The organism is Streptomyces sp. NPDC003943, assembly GCF_053605265.1.
This window is the reverse complement of the sequence record NZ_JBSGIW010000013.1, coordinates 38,071-55,231: the sequence shown is the minus strand read 5'-3', so window position 1 is coordinate 55,231 and position 17,161 is coordinate 38,071. Positions and strand designations below refer to the sequence as shown.

The following is a 17,161-nucleotide window of genomic DNA, read 5'->3' as shown; positions in this document are numbered from 1 at the left end:
GCTCGCGAGCGGCCCCCTCAAGGAGTGGTCGGCGCTTGAGCGCCACGGCCAGTCCACGCCCCGGCAGAACCTGCGCGACCTCACCCGTCCCTACATGGACGTACGGGCGGAGCTCGGCCCGGACGCGGAGAAGTACAACGGGCTGTCGTACGCCCCCGCCGTCGCCGCACAGGAGGCGGCCGCCGCCGTACTGAAGGCCGCGGGCCCGGACACGGAACCGCCCGCCTTCCAGCCGGCACCGGCGAAGACCGAAGCCGAGGCACAGGCCGACACCGCACCCGAGGGCGCCTGGCGGTCCGCCCTGGCCGGGTGGCACGAACGCCTGCTGAAGGCCCTGGACTTCACCCCGCGACCGGGGCACTTCACCGCCCACACCCCGACCGGCCCGATCGCCGTGCCCGTGGCCCACTCGGAGCCCGGCATCCTCGTCCTGACGGGTGGTTTCGCGGAGGACCTGGACGCCACCCGCGGGGACGGTCCCGCGAACCTCCTTCCCGCGCCGGTCCGGCTCTCGGCGTCGAAGACGCTGACGACCGTCCGCGAGCTGGCCTCGTGGGTGCTGAACGCCGAGAACGCCCCGCGCTACGCGCTGCTCCTCTTCGGCGGCGTGGTGATCCTCGCCGACCGGCAGGCGTTCTCCCGCGGCCGCTATCTCGCGGTCAACCTGGACACCGCGCTCCCCCGCAAGGCGGCGAAGGGATCGAAGGCCAACGAGATCGACCTGATCGCGGCGATCTTCGCGGCCTCGTCCCTGCGGCCCGGCGAGGACGGTTCGGACGACGAGATCGCCAAGCTGGTCGCCGAGTCCCGCGACCACTCGGTGGGCGTGACCGCCGAACTCCGCGTCGGCCTCCAGAAGTCCGTCCAGCTCATCGCCAACGAGGTGCTGCGGCGAGCCCGCGAGGAGTCCGGCGTCCACCCCGACGACCTGCCGGACTGGCTGCCCGACACCCTGAAGGAACCCGGCGACCTGCCGCGCCTCCTGACCGAGGAGTCGTTGCGCTACCTCTACCGGATCCTGTTCCTGCTGTACGCGGAGGCCCGGCCGGAGCTCGACATCCTGCCGGTGAAGAGCGAGGCGTACGCGACGGGGTACAGCATCGCCCGGCTGCGCGAGCTCGTCGTCCAGGAGAAGCTCGGCAGCGCGTCCCGGGACCGATTCCACTTCCACGAGTCCCTGGCCCTCCTCTTCGAGAAGGTGTTCACCGGCCACCCCGTGGCCAACACGGTCACCGACCGGAGCGCACGGTTCGAAGAGGCGCCCGAGCTCGCCGACGACGACGGCCACGAGGGCGTACGCATCGAGGCCCTGCGCTCGCGCCTCTTCGACCCCGAGTCGATAAAGCTGGTCGGGCAGTCCATCCCCTACCCGCACCCGACCCGCCCCGACGGCTCGCCGGCCCCCGCGAAGCCCCTGGACCTGCGGCTGCGCAACAAGGTCCTGCACCAGGTCCTTCGCCACCTGACGCTCGTCGAGGGCCGCGGGAAGGGCCGCGGCGGCTTCATCAGCTACGCAAACCTCAGCATCAACCACCTCGGCGCGGTGTACGAGGGCCTGATGTCGTACACCGGCTTCATCGCCACCGAGCCGATGTACGAGGTCGCCAAGGGCGGCAACCCGGAGGGCGGCTCCTGGCTGATCACGACCGACCAGGTGCGGAGCGGGCTGTACTCGGACACGCCAGGCGACAGCGTCTTCGTCAAGGAGGACAGCGTCAACCCGGAGACGGGCGAGCCCGACTCGGTGGTGCACCCGGTCGGCTCGTACGTCTACCGCCTGGCCGGCCGCGACCGGCAGACCAGCGCCTCGTACTACACGCCCGAGTCCCTGACCCAGGCGACCGTCGAGCAAACGCTCCGCTTCCGCCTGGACGACGAGGGCCGCGTGGACCCGCGAGAGCCGGAGAAGTCCGACGTCACGGCGTCGGAGGTGCTGCGCTGGCGGGTCTGCGAGCCCGCTCTCGGCTCCGGCGCGTTCCTCAACGAGGCCGTCAACCAGCTGGCCGAGCTCTACCTGAAGCTCGCCCAGCACGAGCGGGGCGAGCAGATCGACCCGGAGGAGTACCCGCGCGAACTCCAGAAGGTCAAGGCGTACATCGCCCTCCACAACGCGTACGGCGTCGACCTCAACAAGACGGCGGTGGAGCTGGCGGAGATCTCCCTGTGGCTCAACACCATGTACCCGGGCATGCGGGCGCCTTGGTACGGCCTGCACCTGCACCGGGGCAACTCGCTGATCGGCGCTGCCCGGAAGGTGTACCCGGGCCAGTCCCTCGACAAGGGCGGCTGGCTGAAGGCCGCTGATCGGCAGGCGCCGAGGGCGGTCCCGCTGACCGAGAAGCTGGGGGGTGCGGGGGTTCACCGGCCGGTGCACCAGTTCCTGCTGCCGGCGCTGGGGTGGGGTTCGGTCGGCGACTCGGTGTCGGTCCGGAAGGCCACGGGGCAGAGCGTGGTGGCCGGGGCGGTCGCGGACTGGCTGGAGCCCGAGCTCATCGAGGCGATGAAGAAGTGGCGTTCGGGAATCCGCCGGGCGCCGAAGGGCGAGAAGAAGACGTCGGCGGCGTCGGAGAAGGCCCCGACCAGTCAGGCCACGGTGCTGGCGCGGGAGGAGCGGACGGGGCAGGGCGCGCTGGATCTGGGCCTGGAGATCTGGGAACAGTCGGGCTTCGACTTCTCGGCGGCGGCGTCGGCCGAGGCCCCGGCGCCGGCTCCCGCGAAGCGGGCCGCGCCGGCGCGACGCGGCGCGGGCGCGGACGATGGCTCGTACGGGCAGACGGGGCGCCTGCGGGCGCTCGCGGAGCGGGTGGAGTACCTGTGGGGCCTGGTCAAGCTGCGGCTTGAGCTGTCGGAGCAGGAGATCTCGCGTGACATCCCTGTGTGGGGTACGGAGGGACGGGCCGAGCGGTCGACCCCGGTGATGGACCGGGAGGCCGTCCGCCAGGCCCTCCAGGCGGAGGGCAGCCCGTACTGGCGTCTCAAGCAGGTCATGGACGCGTGGTGCGCGTTGTGGTTCTGGCCGCTGGAGGAGGTCTCGCTGCTCGACGGCACGGCTCCGGACTACTTCAACGGGGCGCAGGACCTGAAGAAGCTCAGCAGGGGCAGCGTCGACCGGAAGGTCGCGCTGCGAAACCTGGACGAGTGGATCGAGTTTGCGGAGTCGGTCGTCGGTCGAGTGGACGTGGAGCCGGGGAAGGACACCGGCTCGCTGTTCGAGATCCCGAAGATCAACGGACTTGAGGGACTTGACGAGTTCGAGCGGTCCCTCGACGAGAAGATGAGCGAGATCTCGGGCTGGGTGGACTTCCTGAGCCTGGGGGACCTCTTCCCGTGGCACGGGACGGCGGTCCGGATCGCGAAGGAGCGGGGCTTCTTCCACTGGGAACTGGACTTCGCGCATGTGTTTGCGGGGGGCGGGTTCGACCTGATGGTGGGTAATCCGCCGTGGGTCAAGCACACTTGGCAGGAGAGTGGGGTACTTGCCGAGTTCGAGCCGTGGTTCGAACTGGCGGAGAAGCCGAGCAACGAAGCGTGGGCTGCGCGCAAGACTGCGATCTTGGAGAGGTCCGACGCGCGCTCGGTATTCATGGGCGAGTTGGCGGACTCGGCGGCGATTTCTGCCTACCTCGCATCGACGGATGCCTATCCCGAGTTGGTCGGGACGCAGCCTGACTTGTATCGCGCCTTTATCCTGCTCTCGTGGCGTGCGACGGGCACTCGTGGATTGGCGGGTCTGGTTCACCCGGCCACGCATCTCACTGGGGCCAAGGAGCGCCTGCTCAGGCGGGCTGCCTATCAGCATCTTCGACTGCACGCAGACTTCGTCAACGCCAAACTTCTCTTCGCCCCACCCGTGAGTGACACCACTCACTTCAGCGTGAACGTCTATGGGGCACCGCGAGACATCCGGTTTGAGCACGTCAGCTGGCTCTTCCATCCGGCGATGCTCGCTCAGTCGATCTGGCATGACGGGTCGGGCGACATTCCAGGGCTTAAGCACGCTGGTGTATGGGACATGCGCCCGCACCGAGGACGCGTCATTACGGTTGACCGTGCGACTCTGGCCGGCTGGCAGAGGTTGGCCGGTGACGAAGAGCCGCCCCCGGTGGAGGAAGCCAAGCTCCTGTTCCCCGTCACCGCATCCGAAGAAGCAGCCATTTCCGCGCTGGCCAGGTGGCCACACCGACTCGCCGCACTGAACCCTCGCATCAGCCGCGGATTCGACGAGAAGAACGACCGGACGGCCGGGTACTTCACCTGGGACTCCGGGCCTGCACGGAACTGGAACGACGTCATCCTTCAGGGGCCGTTCTTCGGTATCGCCACACCCTTCGCTAAGCGGCCGATCGAAGGTGCCCGCACCTCGCTTGAGGTAGAGCCCTGGGACCCGACAAAGCTGGCCGAGGATGAGGTACCACGCACCAACTACCGGAAGCCGATCACCTGCACGAATGAGAGGTACTGGGCCGCGCTCGCCAAGCGAACCTGGGACGATCCAGAGCTCCAAAGGGAGTTGCAAGAGGACAGCAGGATAGTCCGTCATCTACCCGAATGCCCGGACAGCGAAACCGAGAAGTCTGCCCAGCTGTCGGCGTGGTCATCGCGCCCCTACACGCGCTTCACCCGCCTCGCCTGGCGCCGCCAGATTGCATCAAATACGGAGCGTAGTCTGTTCGCATCGCTCATGCCGCCTGGGCCCGCACATGTCTTTACGGTCCAAAGCATGTCGTTGCCGACGGAACGAGAGACTGCTCTGACGTCTGGATTTTGGGCGTCGATTCCACTGGACTATTTTCTCCGAACTACCGGCCGTTCAGACCTCGTGGTGACAGAGGCTCAGACGATGCCCGCACCAACCCCAGGCCACCCCCTGGAGAATTCCCTACTCCTTCGAACCCTCAGACTTAATTGCCAAACGAACGCATACTCACGGATTTGGGCGAAGTTGCACCACCGCACTTGGCCCTCAGACACTTGGGCGGCATCCTCGATCTGGCCATCAGACCTGCCCCCACTTGGTGACGGTGTGTCTGCCACGTGGAACCGCGACACTCCCCTCCGCACGGAATGCGCGCGGAGAGCCGCGCTCGTCGAGATCGACGCGCTCGTAGCCGTGTGGCTCGGGATCAGCGCAGACGAGCTCGTCGCCATGTACCGGGCCCGCTTCCCCGTACTCCAGCAGTACGAGGAGAACATGTGGTTCGACGCAACCGGACGCCGGATCGCCAAGGCGCACCAGCAGCACGGCTACGGCCAGCCGAAGGACGCCTGGAAGCAGCTCAGTTCGCATGAGGACTTCCCGCTCGAAGCCAACGTGCCCGACGGGTACGAGGGACCGCTCTATCGGGCGGACCGGGTGAAGGAGATGCGGGCCGCGCACGCCGAGTTCACGCGGCGGATGCGGGCCGTCGGCTGGGAGCCCGGGGACACGGAGCCGCCGGGGTCCGCCCAGGAGTAGGCCAGCCGCAACCCACGCAGCCGCGAGGCGTCCGCCCACTCCCTTCAGGGGGACAGGGCGGGCGGCCGGGCTGTAACCGGCGCTCCCCGAGACAGCCACGGACCGCACGACGACTGGGAACACGCCCAGCGAGGTTCACGCATCTCTACGGGGACGCACGACCAGGCAGCGGCGGCCTCTGCTCGGTCGACACTCACAGTGGTGACCATTGCCGTGGCTCCCCCGAGCGCCGAGGCGACACGGCCCCGCACCCGGCAGGGTGCGGGGCCGCAGCATCGCTCCAGTCAGATCACCTTGACCAAGGCGCTGTCACGCGAACGACCACGATGACGTCGTCGCGTCGGTCCTCCTGGTACCAGACGATCAGGAGGCCGCGCGCATAGCTCTTGAGCCGGGACACCAAAGGCTCGTCCTGCGTCGGCGGACCCAGGTACCGGACCGAAGCGGCATCCGCGAGCTCCTGGGCGATCTTCTCGGCCTCGGACCTGTCCCTCGGGGAGAGGTTGGCCCCGTCGCCCTGGTCTCCTACGACATGATCGGCATCCGGGTCGTACTCCCACGTCCACTCGCTCAAGCCTCGACCTCGCGCTCTGCCTCAGCGATCATCCGGCCGATCTCCGCCGACGCGGCCCGCCGCACGGCCCTGTCCTCCGCGGTCCCGGAGACGGTCTCCAGCTCATGCAGCCGGGCAGCCCTCTCCGGGATTCGGCGCAGTGCCACCCAGATCCCCCACCTGCGGATGAAGAGGTGCATGGGCGTCGTGCTGTCGGTCTGGATGGCTTCCTGCCATGCCTGCCGGAACTCCTGCTCGAACTCGACAGCGGCAGCGAGGTCGATACGGTTCACGGCCACCCGGAGCGCGGCCTCCGTCAGAGGCGGCATCGGCAACGCGGCGTCGCTGATGGGCGAGGTCGTCATCGGGTCCTCCTCGGTGATATCGGGTTCACGGTAGCGCGCTCGTAGCGCGCAGGGCGCGCCCTTCTCGGCGTGACGCTCAGGGGCTCGCAAGCGGGCGGTCACTCGGCACCGTCCCGGCGCCGGCGCTGCCGTCCCGGAGGAGGTCAAGAGCATCAGGGACCGGCGGGAAGTGCGGCGCGCACTCCGGGCACGCGTACACGTTCCACCCGGGCCCGGAGTTCTGGTGCACCTCGGCGACGACCACGGGCGCATCCGTGATGTGGCCGCAGCGCACGCACATGCGGATGGGCTTCCGCGATGGCGGGTTGAGGGTCGGCTCGCTCACCAGGCCACCCTCGTCGTGTGCACGTCCCGGGTATCGAGGTCGAACCCGAAGTCCGCCGCCATCACGAGGCTGAGCCTTCGCCACCGCTGACGGGCGGCACGCTCCTCCTGCCGCTCGTACGCGACCAGGTAGGGGCGGATAAGGACCGTGGTCTCTCCGTCGAACGTTTCCATCAGCCCGTGCGGGGACCGGGGCCGCGTGGTCCGTCCCCGAGGCGGGTCGAACCGTTCGCGCAGCACCGGCCGGACCTCCTCCGCCCGCCGAACGGAAGGTGGGGTGGCGGGCAGAGTGCGGGACCGGCGCCGCCCGGAACCTGGCGCCAGCACGCCCAGCAGCCACGCGAGCAGCGCAGCGATAAGGTTTCGCATAGCCGAAGCTCCAATCTTCGGTGAGCCCCTGGGTACGGCCCTGGCCGGCCGCCCGGGGGCGTTTGTGTGTTGGGCCACACTATAGCCGTAGTTATCCACGGTTATCTACGGATGCGCAGAAACCTGCGGTCACCCACGCTGGCAGCATGGACCTTGATCGCACCCGCCCGCTGTGGAGACAGATCGCAGCGGAGATCATCCGGCGTATCGAGAGTGGGACCTACCCGCCGGGGAGCCGCGTGCCGTCCACTCTGGAGATCGCCCAGGAGTTCGGCGTGGTGAACGCCACGGCAGCGAAGGCCATGCGTCAGGTCCGCGAACAAGGCTGGACTCGAGGCGAAGTGGGGCTGGGGACGTTCGTCGTCGACCCCCTGCCGTCCGCCACCCGGGCTCAGCCCGCCGACTGACACACCTCCGCGCCGCCCACCCCCCTCCCACCAGCCCCTCCCGGCCGATTCCAGCCCCGCTGTCCGACCCCGCACGTAAAGTGGTCGAGATCAGAGGTGAAGCGATCACCCTGGTCGGTGACACGAGTCCGGGCAGGACCCGGAGCAGGACGTACGGGGAGGGCCGGCGGGCTCCATGAGACCCACACTCGCCGCGCAGGCGCTGCGCGACACGACCGTCGAGTATCTGACGACCACGTTCGCGCTGGCCGAGCCCGACACCCAGGAAGCGCTGACCGACTTCCTCACGGACCCGGCCGACGGGCTGTTCCGCGGGCCGTACCACCGGATCCGGCGACCCTTCCGCGCCGCCGAGGACGGCTGGCAGCGGCACCTCGACTGGTACAAGGGCGATTTCTGGCCGTACGCGCATCAGGCCGAGGCCTTCGCCCGCCTGACCACCAAGGACGGGCACGTCCCGCAGCCCACCCTTGTCACCACCGGTACGGGCTCCGGTAAGACCGAGTCGTTCCTCGTCCCGGTCATCGACCACTGCCGGCGCGCCAAGGCGGCCGGCAAGCACGGGATCAAGGCCGTGCTGCTCTACCCGATGAACGCCCTTGCCGGCGACCAGGCCGACCGGATCGGCAAGTTGCTGACCGATGAGCGCCTGGCGGACGTGACCGCCGGGCTGTACATCGGTGAGGCGAGCTCTACCAAGAACGGCTCGCCGTACGGGCGCGTCGCGGTGGACCGGGCCGAGATCCGGCGGAATCCGCCGGACATCCTGATCACGAACTACAAGATGCTGGACCTGCTGCTCCAGCGGCAGCAGGACGCCCCGCTGTGGACCGACGCCGACCTCGCGTACATCGTGATCGACGAGTTCCACACCTACGACGGCGCCCAGGGCACCGACGTCGCCATGCTGCTGCGTCGGCTCGGGGCGGTCGTGGGAGCCGCCGAGGAAGGACGGCCGCTCGGCTCGATCTGCCCCGTGGCGACCTCGGCGACGCTCGGTGAGTCGCCCGTGCACGACCGGCAGGACCAGGGCGGCGGGGGTGGCCCCCGGGCCATGCTGGACGTGGCCTCGCAGGTGTTCGGCGTGCGGTTCCCGGACGACGCGGTGGTCGGGGAGGACCGGCGGGACCTGAACTCGTTCCTCTCCCCCGTCGACCTGTCGCTGCCGCTGCCCTCCCCCGCCGATCTCGTCGCGCTGCCCGATCCGACCGCCGGCGACGGCGGGCTCGACGCCGTCTCCCGCGCGGTGCTCGGCTGCGACACGTCCGACGCCCGCGAGATGGGACGCCGACTCCTCGCGCACCCGCTCACGCACGATCTGCTGACCGCCGATGTGGACCAGCCGCTCACGGCCGAGGAGATCCTGGCCGCCTTCCCCACCAGCTCCGCGTGGCGGGTGACGGCGGCACAGGACCCGGAGACCGCCGCCGAGGCGCTGGCCCGGTTCATCGCGCTGATTTCGGTGGCCCGCTCCCCGGAGGCCCCCGACGGTGAGGAGCGGCCGCTGCTGCTCGTCGAGACGCACCTGTGGGTGCGCTCGCTCTCCCGCGTCCTGCGGTTCGTCTCACCGAAGCCCGTGTTCTCCTGGACGGACGCCGACCAGGCCGCCACCGCCGCCGTCGTCTCCGCCGCGCAGGCGGACCGGCGACGCGCCGTGGCGCGGGCCGGGCGGCTGCCGTCGGCGTACTGCCGGCACTGCGGGCGGTCCGGCTGGAGCGCCATCAGCCCCGAGCGGAACCCGCGCGCCCTGGTCACCGCGCCCGATGACATCTACCGGCTCAGCGCCGGCGGCGGCAACGGCAAGGCCCGGGTGCGGGCGCTCATCGCGGCGACTCCCGCGGAGGCGGCGAGGCAGGCTCGGCTGGACCTCGACCGAAGCATGCGGCGCGGAAAGCGGACGGCGGCCCGTGAGGCGACCGTGCTCGTCCTGGAGGACAGCGGTGAGGCGCTGCGCAAGATCGACCCCGACGAGGTGTTCCGCGCCGACGGCTCGATCGCGGAGACTCCGGAGAACGGGGTGTTCGTCACGACGTGGTTCGACAACGCCGACCGGGACGAGTACGCGAAGCAGGACCGTTGTCCGGCGTGCGGGCAGGCGCAGGGCATCCGCTTCCTCGGTGCCGGTGTGGCCCCGCTCGCCTCGGTGGCCGTCACTCAGCTGTTCACCGGCGGTGAGCTGCCGAAGGAGGACGCCGAGGGCAACGACCGGCGCAAGACCCTGATCTTCAACGACTCTGTGCAGGACGCGGCCCATCGGGCCGGGTTCGTGGCGTCGCGGGCCTGGAAGTTCTCGCTGCGGTCGCTCGTCCAGGAGCAGTTGGCGGAGCGCTCGTCCCAGGAGCCGGCCTTCGCCGAGCACGGCGTACCGCTCAACGAGCTGATCGCCGCGCTGGTGAAGCGGGCCTCCGTGGACAAGGAGAAGCTGCTGGCCTCGGTCGTGCCGCCCGATCTGCACGACGTGGACCGGGTGAAGCGGCTCCTGGCCGGCAAGAAGCGGCTGCCCAAGGGGACGTGGGAGTTGGTCGGTGAGCGGCTGGCGTTCAACACCCTGCTGGAGTTCGGGCTGAACTCGAGGATGGGCCGGACGCTGGAGCTCACCCGCACGGTGGCGGCCGAGGTGTATCTGCCGGACCCGGAGCGCGCGGCGAAGCTGGCCGAAGGGCTGTACGAGGAGCACCTGCGGCGGCAGCTGCCCGCGGACCCCGAGGAACGGGAAGCGGACGAGGCGGTCGCCGAGGAAGAAACCTCTCGGCCCGTCCTGCCCGTGTCCGGGCCGGAGCGGCTCCGACGCTTCGAGGGGTTCGTGCGCGGACTCCTGGAGCATGTGCGGATCAGCGGCGGCATCCGGCACGAATGGCTGGACAAGTTCATCGACGCCGAGGGGCGCAACCGGTACACGATCTGGGGAGGGCGGCCCGAGGGCATGCAGGCCTTCGGCCGGAACTCGGACGCGCCCGCGTTCGTCCTGGTGGGGGCACGCTCGGGCAGGACGGACTTCGAGCGGGTCGACACCAGGGAGAGCTGGTACACCGACTTCGCCGAGCGCTGTCTGGGCATGGACCGCACCCTCGCCGCCGGCTACCTGGCCGAGCTGCTGCCACGGCTGGCGGACGCCGAGATCGGCGCCCTGGCCCACCGGCGTACCGGAGAGGACAAGGCCGCCGGCAACCACAAGGAACACGGGGTCTACGGGCTCACTCCCGGGCACATCCGGGTACGGCCGCTGACCGACGAGCAGACGGCGCACGCGGCGCTGGCCTGCCCGGAGTGCGGCTGGACGCAGACAGTGCCGCCGGAGCGGGTCAGGGTGTGGCAGGGCCTGCCCTGTCCGCTCAAGGGCTGCGCGGGGCAGCTGGCAGTGCCCGCCAAGGACGCTCCCGGCCGGGCCGGGCGGGACTACCGGCTGGACTACTACCGGCGGCTGTACCGGGAGGCGGGACCGTACAGCGTGGTCGCCGCCGAGCACACGGGTGTGCTCGGCCGCAAGGAGCGCGAGGAGGTCGAGAAGGGCTTCCGGCAGGGCGTCCGGCACACCGACCCGAATGTGCTCTCCTGCACGCCGACCCTGGAACTCGGCATCGACATCGGCCAGTTGGAGGCGGTCGTGCTGGCCTCGCTGCCGCCGAGCACCGCCGGATACGTCCAGCGTGTCGGGCGGGCGGGCCGCTCCACGGGCAACGCGCTCATGCTGTCGCTCGCCGACACCAGCCCCCGCGCCCTCTACCACCTGTCCGAGCCGCGGCAGCTGATCGCGGGGCGGATCCTGCCTCCCGGCTGCTTCCTTTCGGCAAGCGAGCTGCTGCGCCGCCAGTACGTCGCCCATCTCATCGACCTGGCCGCGCGCGGCCGGCTGGAGGGCGTCGTCCCGCTGCCCGACCGGGTGACGGCCCTGTTCGGGCGGGTCGGCTGGCTGCGGCGGTTCTCGCAGGCCGTGACCGGGCGGAGGGACCTGGTCGACGACTTCCTGAAGCTGTTCCCCGAGATCGACGGGGTGCCGGACTCGGGAGTCTCCAAGGACGCTCGTGCCTCCCTGCACCGCTATGCCGCGGGGAAGCTGGCCGAGGCGCTGCGGGACGCCGAGGAGGCATGGGAGGCGGAGCGGGCCGAGCTCGTGGACCGCCGTGCCCTGATCAACGAGGCGGCGGAGGCGCTGCACGAGAACGTGGAGGACGAGGCCCGGGAGAAGCGGAACCTCGCCCGGGAGGCGATGGCCGTCGCCAAGCAGCTCCAGGAGTTCGCGCAGGCGGGAGCGCAGGCGTTCCTGGTCGAGTGGGGGCTGCTGCCCAACTACAGCCTCGTGGAGGACGGCGTACGGCTGGAGGCCGCGCTGACCCGTAAGGAGCCCGCGCGGCGCGCCCGCGGCACCGACGGCGCCGACACGGACAAGGCACCCGCGTCGCAGTGGCGCACCGAGACCCGGACGTACACGCGGCCGTCCGAGTCGGCGCTCACCGAGCTGGCGCCCGGGAACTCGTACTACGTTCTCGGCTACCACCACACGATCGACGGCTTCGACCTCGGGGCGCGTCCCAAGGAGGACGAGGAGGACCCGCGTTCGGCCGTGGTCGCCTGGCGGGTCTGCCGCGAGTGCGGACACGTCCGTACGAAGAACGCCGAGGCCGACAAGTCGGCCTGCCCCCGCTGTGCCGGACTCGGCATCGCCAGCAAGGCCGCGCTGTATCACGTGATCGTCCCGCACAAGGTGACCTCCCGGGACAAGCGGGACGACGCCCGGATCATCGACGACCACGACTCGCGCAACCAGCGTTACTACTCGACCGCCACGGCGGTGGACATCGACCCGGCCGCGATCAAGGAGAGCTGGCGGCACTCGGGCGCCACCTTCGGCGTCGACCACGTACGCGAGGCGGTCATCCGGAGGTTCAACCTCGGGCCCGCCAAGCTGAGCCGCCACCCGGACACCTTCTTCGCCGGCACCGAGGTCACCGTCACGCCCTTCGTGCTCTGTCCGCTGTGCGGCGGCGCCACCGACCGTGAGCCCAACCATGCCCCCGTCCAGGAGGAGCTGTCCGAATCCCTGGCCGGGCGCCCGGAGTTGGCCCACCACCGGCCCTGGTGCCCCACGCGGCGCCGCGGCCGGTCCGTCCAGGTCGAGGACCTGCGGGTGATCACCGCCACCGAGCACCGCACGGAGGCGCTGCGCATCCTGCTGCCCGCCGCGACCCTGCACGTGCCGGAGCGGCTGGCCTCGTTCTCCGCCGCTCTGCACCTGGGGCTCGCGCTGCGCTACGGCGGGGATCCGGCGCACATCCGCTCGACCCCCAGCACGGAGCCGGACCGCGAGAGCGGGCTGACCCGCAACTACCTGGTGCTCTACGACTCGCTGCCCGGCGGCACCGGTTACCTCCAGCGGCTCGTCGAGGGTGTGGGCGAGGAGTTCCGGGCGGTCCTGGCGGCTGCCCAGGAGTATCTCCGCGAGTGCCCGTGCCAGGACGGGGCCCGCCGCGCGTGCCACCTGTGTCTGCTGGGGTACGCGCCGGAGCGCGAGTACGCGCTCCTCGACCGGCGCGAGGCCCTGTGGATGCTCGACGATGTGCTCGGCGAGGACGGGCGCAGCCGGTGGGACGTCAAGCCCGTCCGTAAGGACCGGGCGGGCCGCGAGGAAGCCGAGGAGGCGGACCGGCGGCGGTTCGCCCAGCAGGCGCAGAGCGACCTGGAGCGCCGTTTCATCGACTGCCTCGACCGCTGGCTCGCCGATCCCGCCAACCAGGCCGACGTGGAGCACGAGGAGACCCCGACCGGCCGCCAGGGCAAGCAGTTCACGCTGCGCCGGCGCGACGGCTCGCCGATCCGGTGGGAGTCGGTGGCGCAGAAGCCGCTGTACGCACAGGGCACAGTGCCGGATCTACTGCTGCGCCCCGTCGCGGGTGAGACGACCTCGGACGGCGCGCCGCCCATGCCGGTGGCCATCTACCTGGACGGCTACCGGTGGCACGCCTCCGCGGCGACGAACCGGATCGCGGGGGACGCCGCCAAGCGGGCCCGGCTTCGGGCCGACGGCACGCTGGTCTGGCAGATCACCTGGGACGACGTCATGGCCTGGGAGAAGGAGCTGCGGGCCCGGGCGGGGCGCGGTACGGCGGCGGACGGGGACGAGGCCGCGCAGGCGCTCACCCCCGCTCTCGCCGGGCCGTCGGCTCAGGCCGCGTGGCCGCCGTACGCCGTGGCGGGCGATGACTCGCCGGGCGGTCGGGCCCGGAGCAGCTGGGCGAAGCAGCGCCAGAATCCGGCCGAGATCGACCGGCTGTTCGCCGGCGCCATCCCTGCCCTGCTCGGCTTCCTCGCCGACCCGGATCTGCGGCGCTGGCACGCGCTGGCCCGGCTCTGTGTCGCGGGTCTGCTCCCGCTGGCGAAGCGGGAGGAGGTCGTCGACGCGTCTCCCGAAGCCGCTGTGCCGTGGATAGAGGCGACGTTGCGGGGCGACAGCCGGCCGCCGGTGAGCGGTCAGGGGCTGAAGCTCTTTCCCGTACGCGACTCCTCCGGTCTGCCTCTGGCGTTGATCGGCGACACCCGGGTGAAGCCGCAGCGGCTGAGCGCGCTGGCCGTGCTCGACGACCGCGCCGAGGCCGTCGCCGGTGACAGCGACACGCACCGGCGCCGCTGGAAGGCGTGGCTGTGCTGGGGGAACGTCCTCCAGTTCCTGGATCCGGCCGGGACCGCCGGTGCCGACGGTCTCCAACTCGCGCGCAGCGAACTGGACTCCTTCGACGCGGGGCTGCTCGCGGCTACGGCCGTACGGGCGGACAGCCTCCTTACGGCCCTGCGGGAAGAACTGCCGGGCACGGGGCTCGTGGTGCCGGAGCAGGAGCAGGAGCGGGAAGACCAGGAGGCCGCGCGGGAGGCGGCCGCCGAGGCGACTCGGCGTCCCACGCCCGAAGCCGTCGGGGCCACCGCGGTTCCCACAGCGCTGGAACGCGCCGCCTGGGAACTCGTCCTGCGCGAGCTGTCGTACGTGGGCGATCCGGCGATCGAGGCCCTCGCCAAGGCGCTCGCGGAGCGCGGGGATGTGCCGGCTGCCGAAGCGGGCTGGGACACCGCCGGTATCTCCCGGCCGCTCGAACTTGCCTGGCCGGACCGCAGGATCGCGGTGGTCCTGGACGAGGACGCGTCCGACGCCGCCTACATGGCGGAGTGCGCGGCAGCGGGATGGCAGGTCCGGGCACCGGGCGGCTGGGACGAGGCGGAGCTCGCCGCCCTGCTCGACGACCGACAGCAGCAGTAGGCATCCGGAGAGGGAGGGGACCGGCCATGAGCCATGGGGTCAGGACGCAGGTCGCGGTCACGCCGCAGGCCAACGAGGACATCCGGCGCCTCGACGCGGCCACGAAGAACGCGGTGGGCGACTTCGTCCGCCGGCTGCGGGCCGACCGGTCCAACCGGGCGCTGCGGCTGACCTTCCTGCGCGAGGCGGGCGGGAACGGGCGCCTGTTCCTCGCCGCGCTCGACGGCAGCCGCATGGGGCTGCTCCTGGAGACCGAGGAGAACCGCTTCAGTCTGCTGGCCGTCCGGGTCGGGCCGGCGGCCCGGGACGAACTCGCCCGGCTGACCGTGGAGATCAACGCGGTCTCGGGCGGCGTCGAGCTCGTCGACCAGAGCGAGGTCAGCGCCAATGTGGTGGCGATGCCTGCGCGCCGCCCGGAGCCCGGTCCCGAACCGGGCTTCGCTCCGGAGGTGTCCCCTGCCCCCGAGCCGACCGGTGGGCGGACGGGCGAGGAGCCCGTCGCCTCGGAGACCGCTCCGGCCGCCCTGCCGGTGCCTCTCTTCGCCCGTTACGCGGACGAGGAGCTGGTCAGGCTCGGTGTCATCGCCTCCCTGCTGCCCGCCCTGCGCCGCATCACCGACAGCCGCCAGCTGGAAGCCGTACTCGCTCACAACCTCCCGAGCCTCACCCGGGAAGTACTCCTCGCGCTGCACGACGGCATGGAGCCGAGCGAGGTCCGCAGATTCATCACGGACCAGTGGCGAGCCGATGAGAAGGTCGATCCGCAGGACTGGGCCCGGGCGGCGCGACGGCCCGTCTCCCAGGTCAGCACGGAGGACGCGGCCGTCCTCGACGCGCTCGGGGACAGCTTCGACGCCTGGCGGCTCTTCCTCCACCCCGAGCAGCACAGGCTCGCGACCGCTTCGTTCAAGGGATCGGCGAAGGTCACCGGCGGGCCGGGCACCGGCAAGACAGTCGTGGCCCTCCACCGGGTCCGGCACCTCGTCTCCCGGTTGCCGCCCGGACAGACCCGGCCTGTCCTGATGACCACGTACAACACCAACCTCGCCGCCGATCTGCGGGAGCGCCTGCACCGGCTCGGCGGCGACGACCTCGTGCGGCGGGTCGACGTCAAGTCCGTGGACCAGCTCGCCCGGGAAGTGGTCGAGCAGCACCCGAGTTCCGTGCTCGGTACGCCCATGGGCGACGAGGAGGCCATGGCGCTCTGGCACCGGGTGTGCGCCGAGGCCGGGGTCTTCGACTACGACGCCGACTTCCTCGATTCGGAGTTCAAGCACGTCATCCTCGCGCAGGGCTGCGGCACCGCAGGCTTGTACTTCCGTGCCGAACGCAAGGGCCGGGGTGTACTGCAGAGGCCCGACCGGATCCGTGTCTGGGAGCTGGTGGAGAAGTACCGCGCTCTCCTCGACGGGCCGCCCCGGCGCACCACGTACGCGCTGATCGCCGACGAGGCCGCCCGGATCGAGGAGCGCCGCATGGCAAAGGCCGCCGAGCAGGCGCGCTACAAGGAGGAGCACGGCGGCCTGGACCTCATCCATCGTGAGGCGGGCAGCGGCATGTGGCTCAAGCCGCGCTACCAGCACATCGTGGTGGACGAGGCCCAGGACCTGTCGGCCTCGCACTGGCGGATGCTCCGCGCGATGGTCGCGCCCGGTCCCGACGACATCTTCCTGGTCGGCGACGCCCACCAGCGCATCTACTCGCACCAGGTCGTCCTGGGCAGGCTCGGCATCAGCACCCCTGGACGCGCCTCCCGGCGGCTGACGCTGAACTACCGCACGACGCGGGAGATTCTGGGCAGCGCGCACGGTCTGGTGCACGGTGAGAGCTTCGACGATCTCGACGACGGTCCGGACACGCTGGACGGGTACCGGTCCGTCCTGACCGGGCTGGCTCCCCAGTACTGGCGTGCTCCCGACTGGGAGACCGAGATGCGGGCCATCGCCACGTTGCTCAAGGAGCGCCATGAGCGGTACGGCACTCCGTACGCGGCCATGGCCGTCAGCGTCCCGGACAAGGCCGCCGTCACCCAGCTCGCCTACACCTTGGCGTGCAAGCCCTTCCTGATCCCCGCGAGCGAGATCGGGCGGGAAGGGCCCCGCGACACCGACACCGTACGCATCGGCACCATGCACCGGTTCAAGGGGCTGGAATTCCAGCGCGTGTTCCTGGCCGGCGTCAGCGAGGGCCTTATTCCGCATCAGCGCATCGAGGCCTTCCGGCTGAGCAGCCCCGACCGGTATCGCCAGGAGGAGCAGCGAGCCCGCTCCCTGCTGTTCGTCGCGGCCACCCGGGCGCGGGACGAATTGGTCGTGACCTGGCACGGCAGGGCGAGTCGATACCTGCCCCAGCACGCCGACCGCGATGCCGGCCGAGCGGCATCCCTGCTCGCGGACGAGGGTCCTCCCTCAGGCTCGAACGCTGCATGACATTGGCGCCACCTAA

7 protein-coding genes are annotated in these 17,161 nt (G+C 70.8%); 4 read left to right on the top strand and 3 right to left on the bottom strand.

Features of this window, described 5'->3' with window-relative positions; translation table 11 throughout:
• Positions 1-94: 94 nt before the first annotated feature.
• On the top strand, positions 95-5,455 hold the full coding sequence (locus ACWEV0_RS08230) for an Eco57I restriction-modification methylase domain-containing protein (RefSeq protein ID WP_453147548.1): 5,361 nt from the start codon (positions 95-97) through the stop codon (positions 5,453-5,455).
• A gap of 289 nt (positions 5,456-5,744) precedes the next feature.
• Here ACWEV0_RS08230 and ACWEV0_RS08225 read toward each other — a convergent pair whose 3' ends face one another.
• The 3 genes from ACWEV0_RS08225 to ACWEV0_RS08215 all read right to left on the bottom strand — a co-directional run bounded on the left by ACWEV0_RS08225 (position 5,745) and on the right by ACWEV0_RS08215 (position 6,871).
• Complete coding sequence (locus ACWEV0_RS08225; protein ID WP_453147546.1) at positions 5,745-6,029, bottom strand: hypothetical protein; 285 nt, start codon at positions 6,027-6,029, stop codon at positions 5,745-5,747.
• Entirely contained in the window at positions 6,026-6,373 is a 348-nt protein-coding gene (locus ACWEV0_RS08220; protein WP_453147545.1) for a hypothetical protein, read from the bottom strand. The genes ACWEV0_RS08225 and ACWEV0_RS08220 overlap by 4 nt, the downstream gene beginning before the upstream one ends.
• Before the next feature lie 321 nt (positions 6,374-6,694).
• A complete protein-coding gene (locus ACWEV0_RS08215; RefSeq protein ID WP_453147543.1) occupies positions 6,695-6,871 on the bottom strand; it encodes a hypothetical protein in 177 nt (58 codons plus the stop codon).
• Positions 6,872-7,212: 341 nt separating this feature from the next.
• Here ACWEV0_RS08215 and ACWEV0_RS08210 point away from each other — a divergent pair, with 341 nt between their 5' ends.
• From ACWEV0_RS08210 to ACWEV0_RS08200, 3 genes are all read left to right on the top strand, one after another.
• On the top strand, positions 7,213-7,473 hold the full coding sequence (locus ACWEV0_RS08210; RefSeq protein ID WP_453147541.1) for a GntR family transcriptional regulator: 261 nt from the start codon (positions 7,213-7,215) through the stop codon (positions 7,471-7,473).
• A 175-nt stretch (positions 7,474-7,648) separates the two neighbouring features.
• Positions 7,649-14,716 (top strand): DEAD/DEAH box helicase, encoded by a 7,068-nt coding sequence (locus ACWEV0_RS08205; protein ID WP_453147539.1) that lies wholly within the window; start codon positions 7,649-7,651, stop codon positions 14,714-14,716.
• Between the two features lie 26 nt (positions 14,717-14,742).
• Entirely contained in the window at positions 14,743-17,145 is a 2,403-nt protein-coding gene (locus ACWEV0_RS08200; RefSeq protein ID WP_453147537.1) for a UvrD-helicase domain-containing protein, read from the top strand.
• Positions 17,146-17,161 lie beyond the last annotated feature (16 nt).

Coding starts and splice junctions, on each gene's coding strand:
- ACWEV0_RS08230 (WP_453147548.1), top strand. CDS start 95: ATGGACGTACGGGCGGAGCTCGGCCCGGACGCGGAGAAGTACAACGGG.
- ACWEV0_RS08210 (WP_453147541.1), top strand. CDS start 7,213: ATGGACCTTGATCGCACCCGCCCGCTGTGGAGACAGATCGCAGCGGAG.
- ACWEV0_RS08200 (WP_453147537.1), top strand. CDS start 14,743: ATGAGCCATGGGGTCAGGACGCAGGTCGCGGTCACGCCGCAGGCCAAC.
- ACWEV0_RS08220 (WP_453147545.1), bottom strand. CDS start 6,373: ATGACGACCTCGCCCATCAGCGACGCCGCGTTGCCGATGCCGCCTCTG.
- ACWEV0_RS08215 (WP_453147543.1), bottom strand. CDS start 6,871: ATGGAAACGTTCGACGGAGAGACCACGGTCCTTATCCGCCCCTACCTG.
- ACWEV0_RS08205 (WP_453147539.1), top strand. CDS start 7,649: ATGAGACCCACACTCGCCGCGCAGGCGCTGCGCGACACGACCGTCGAG.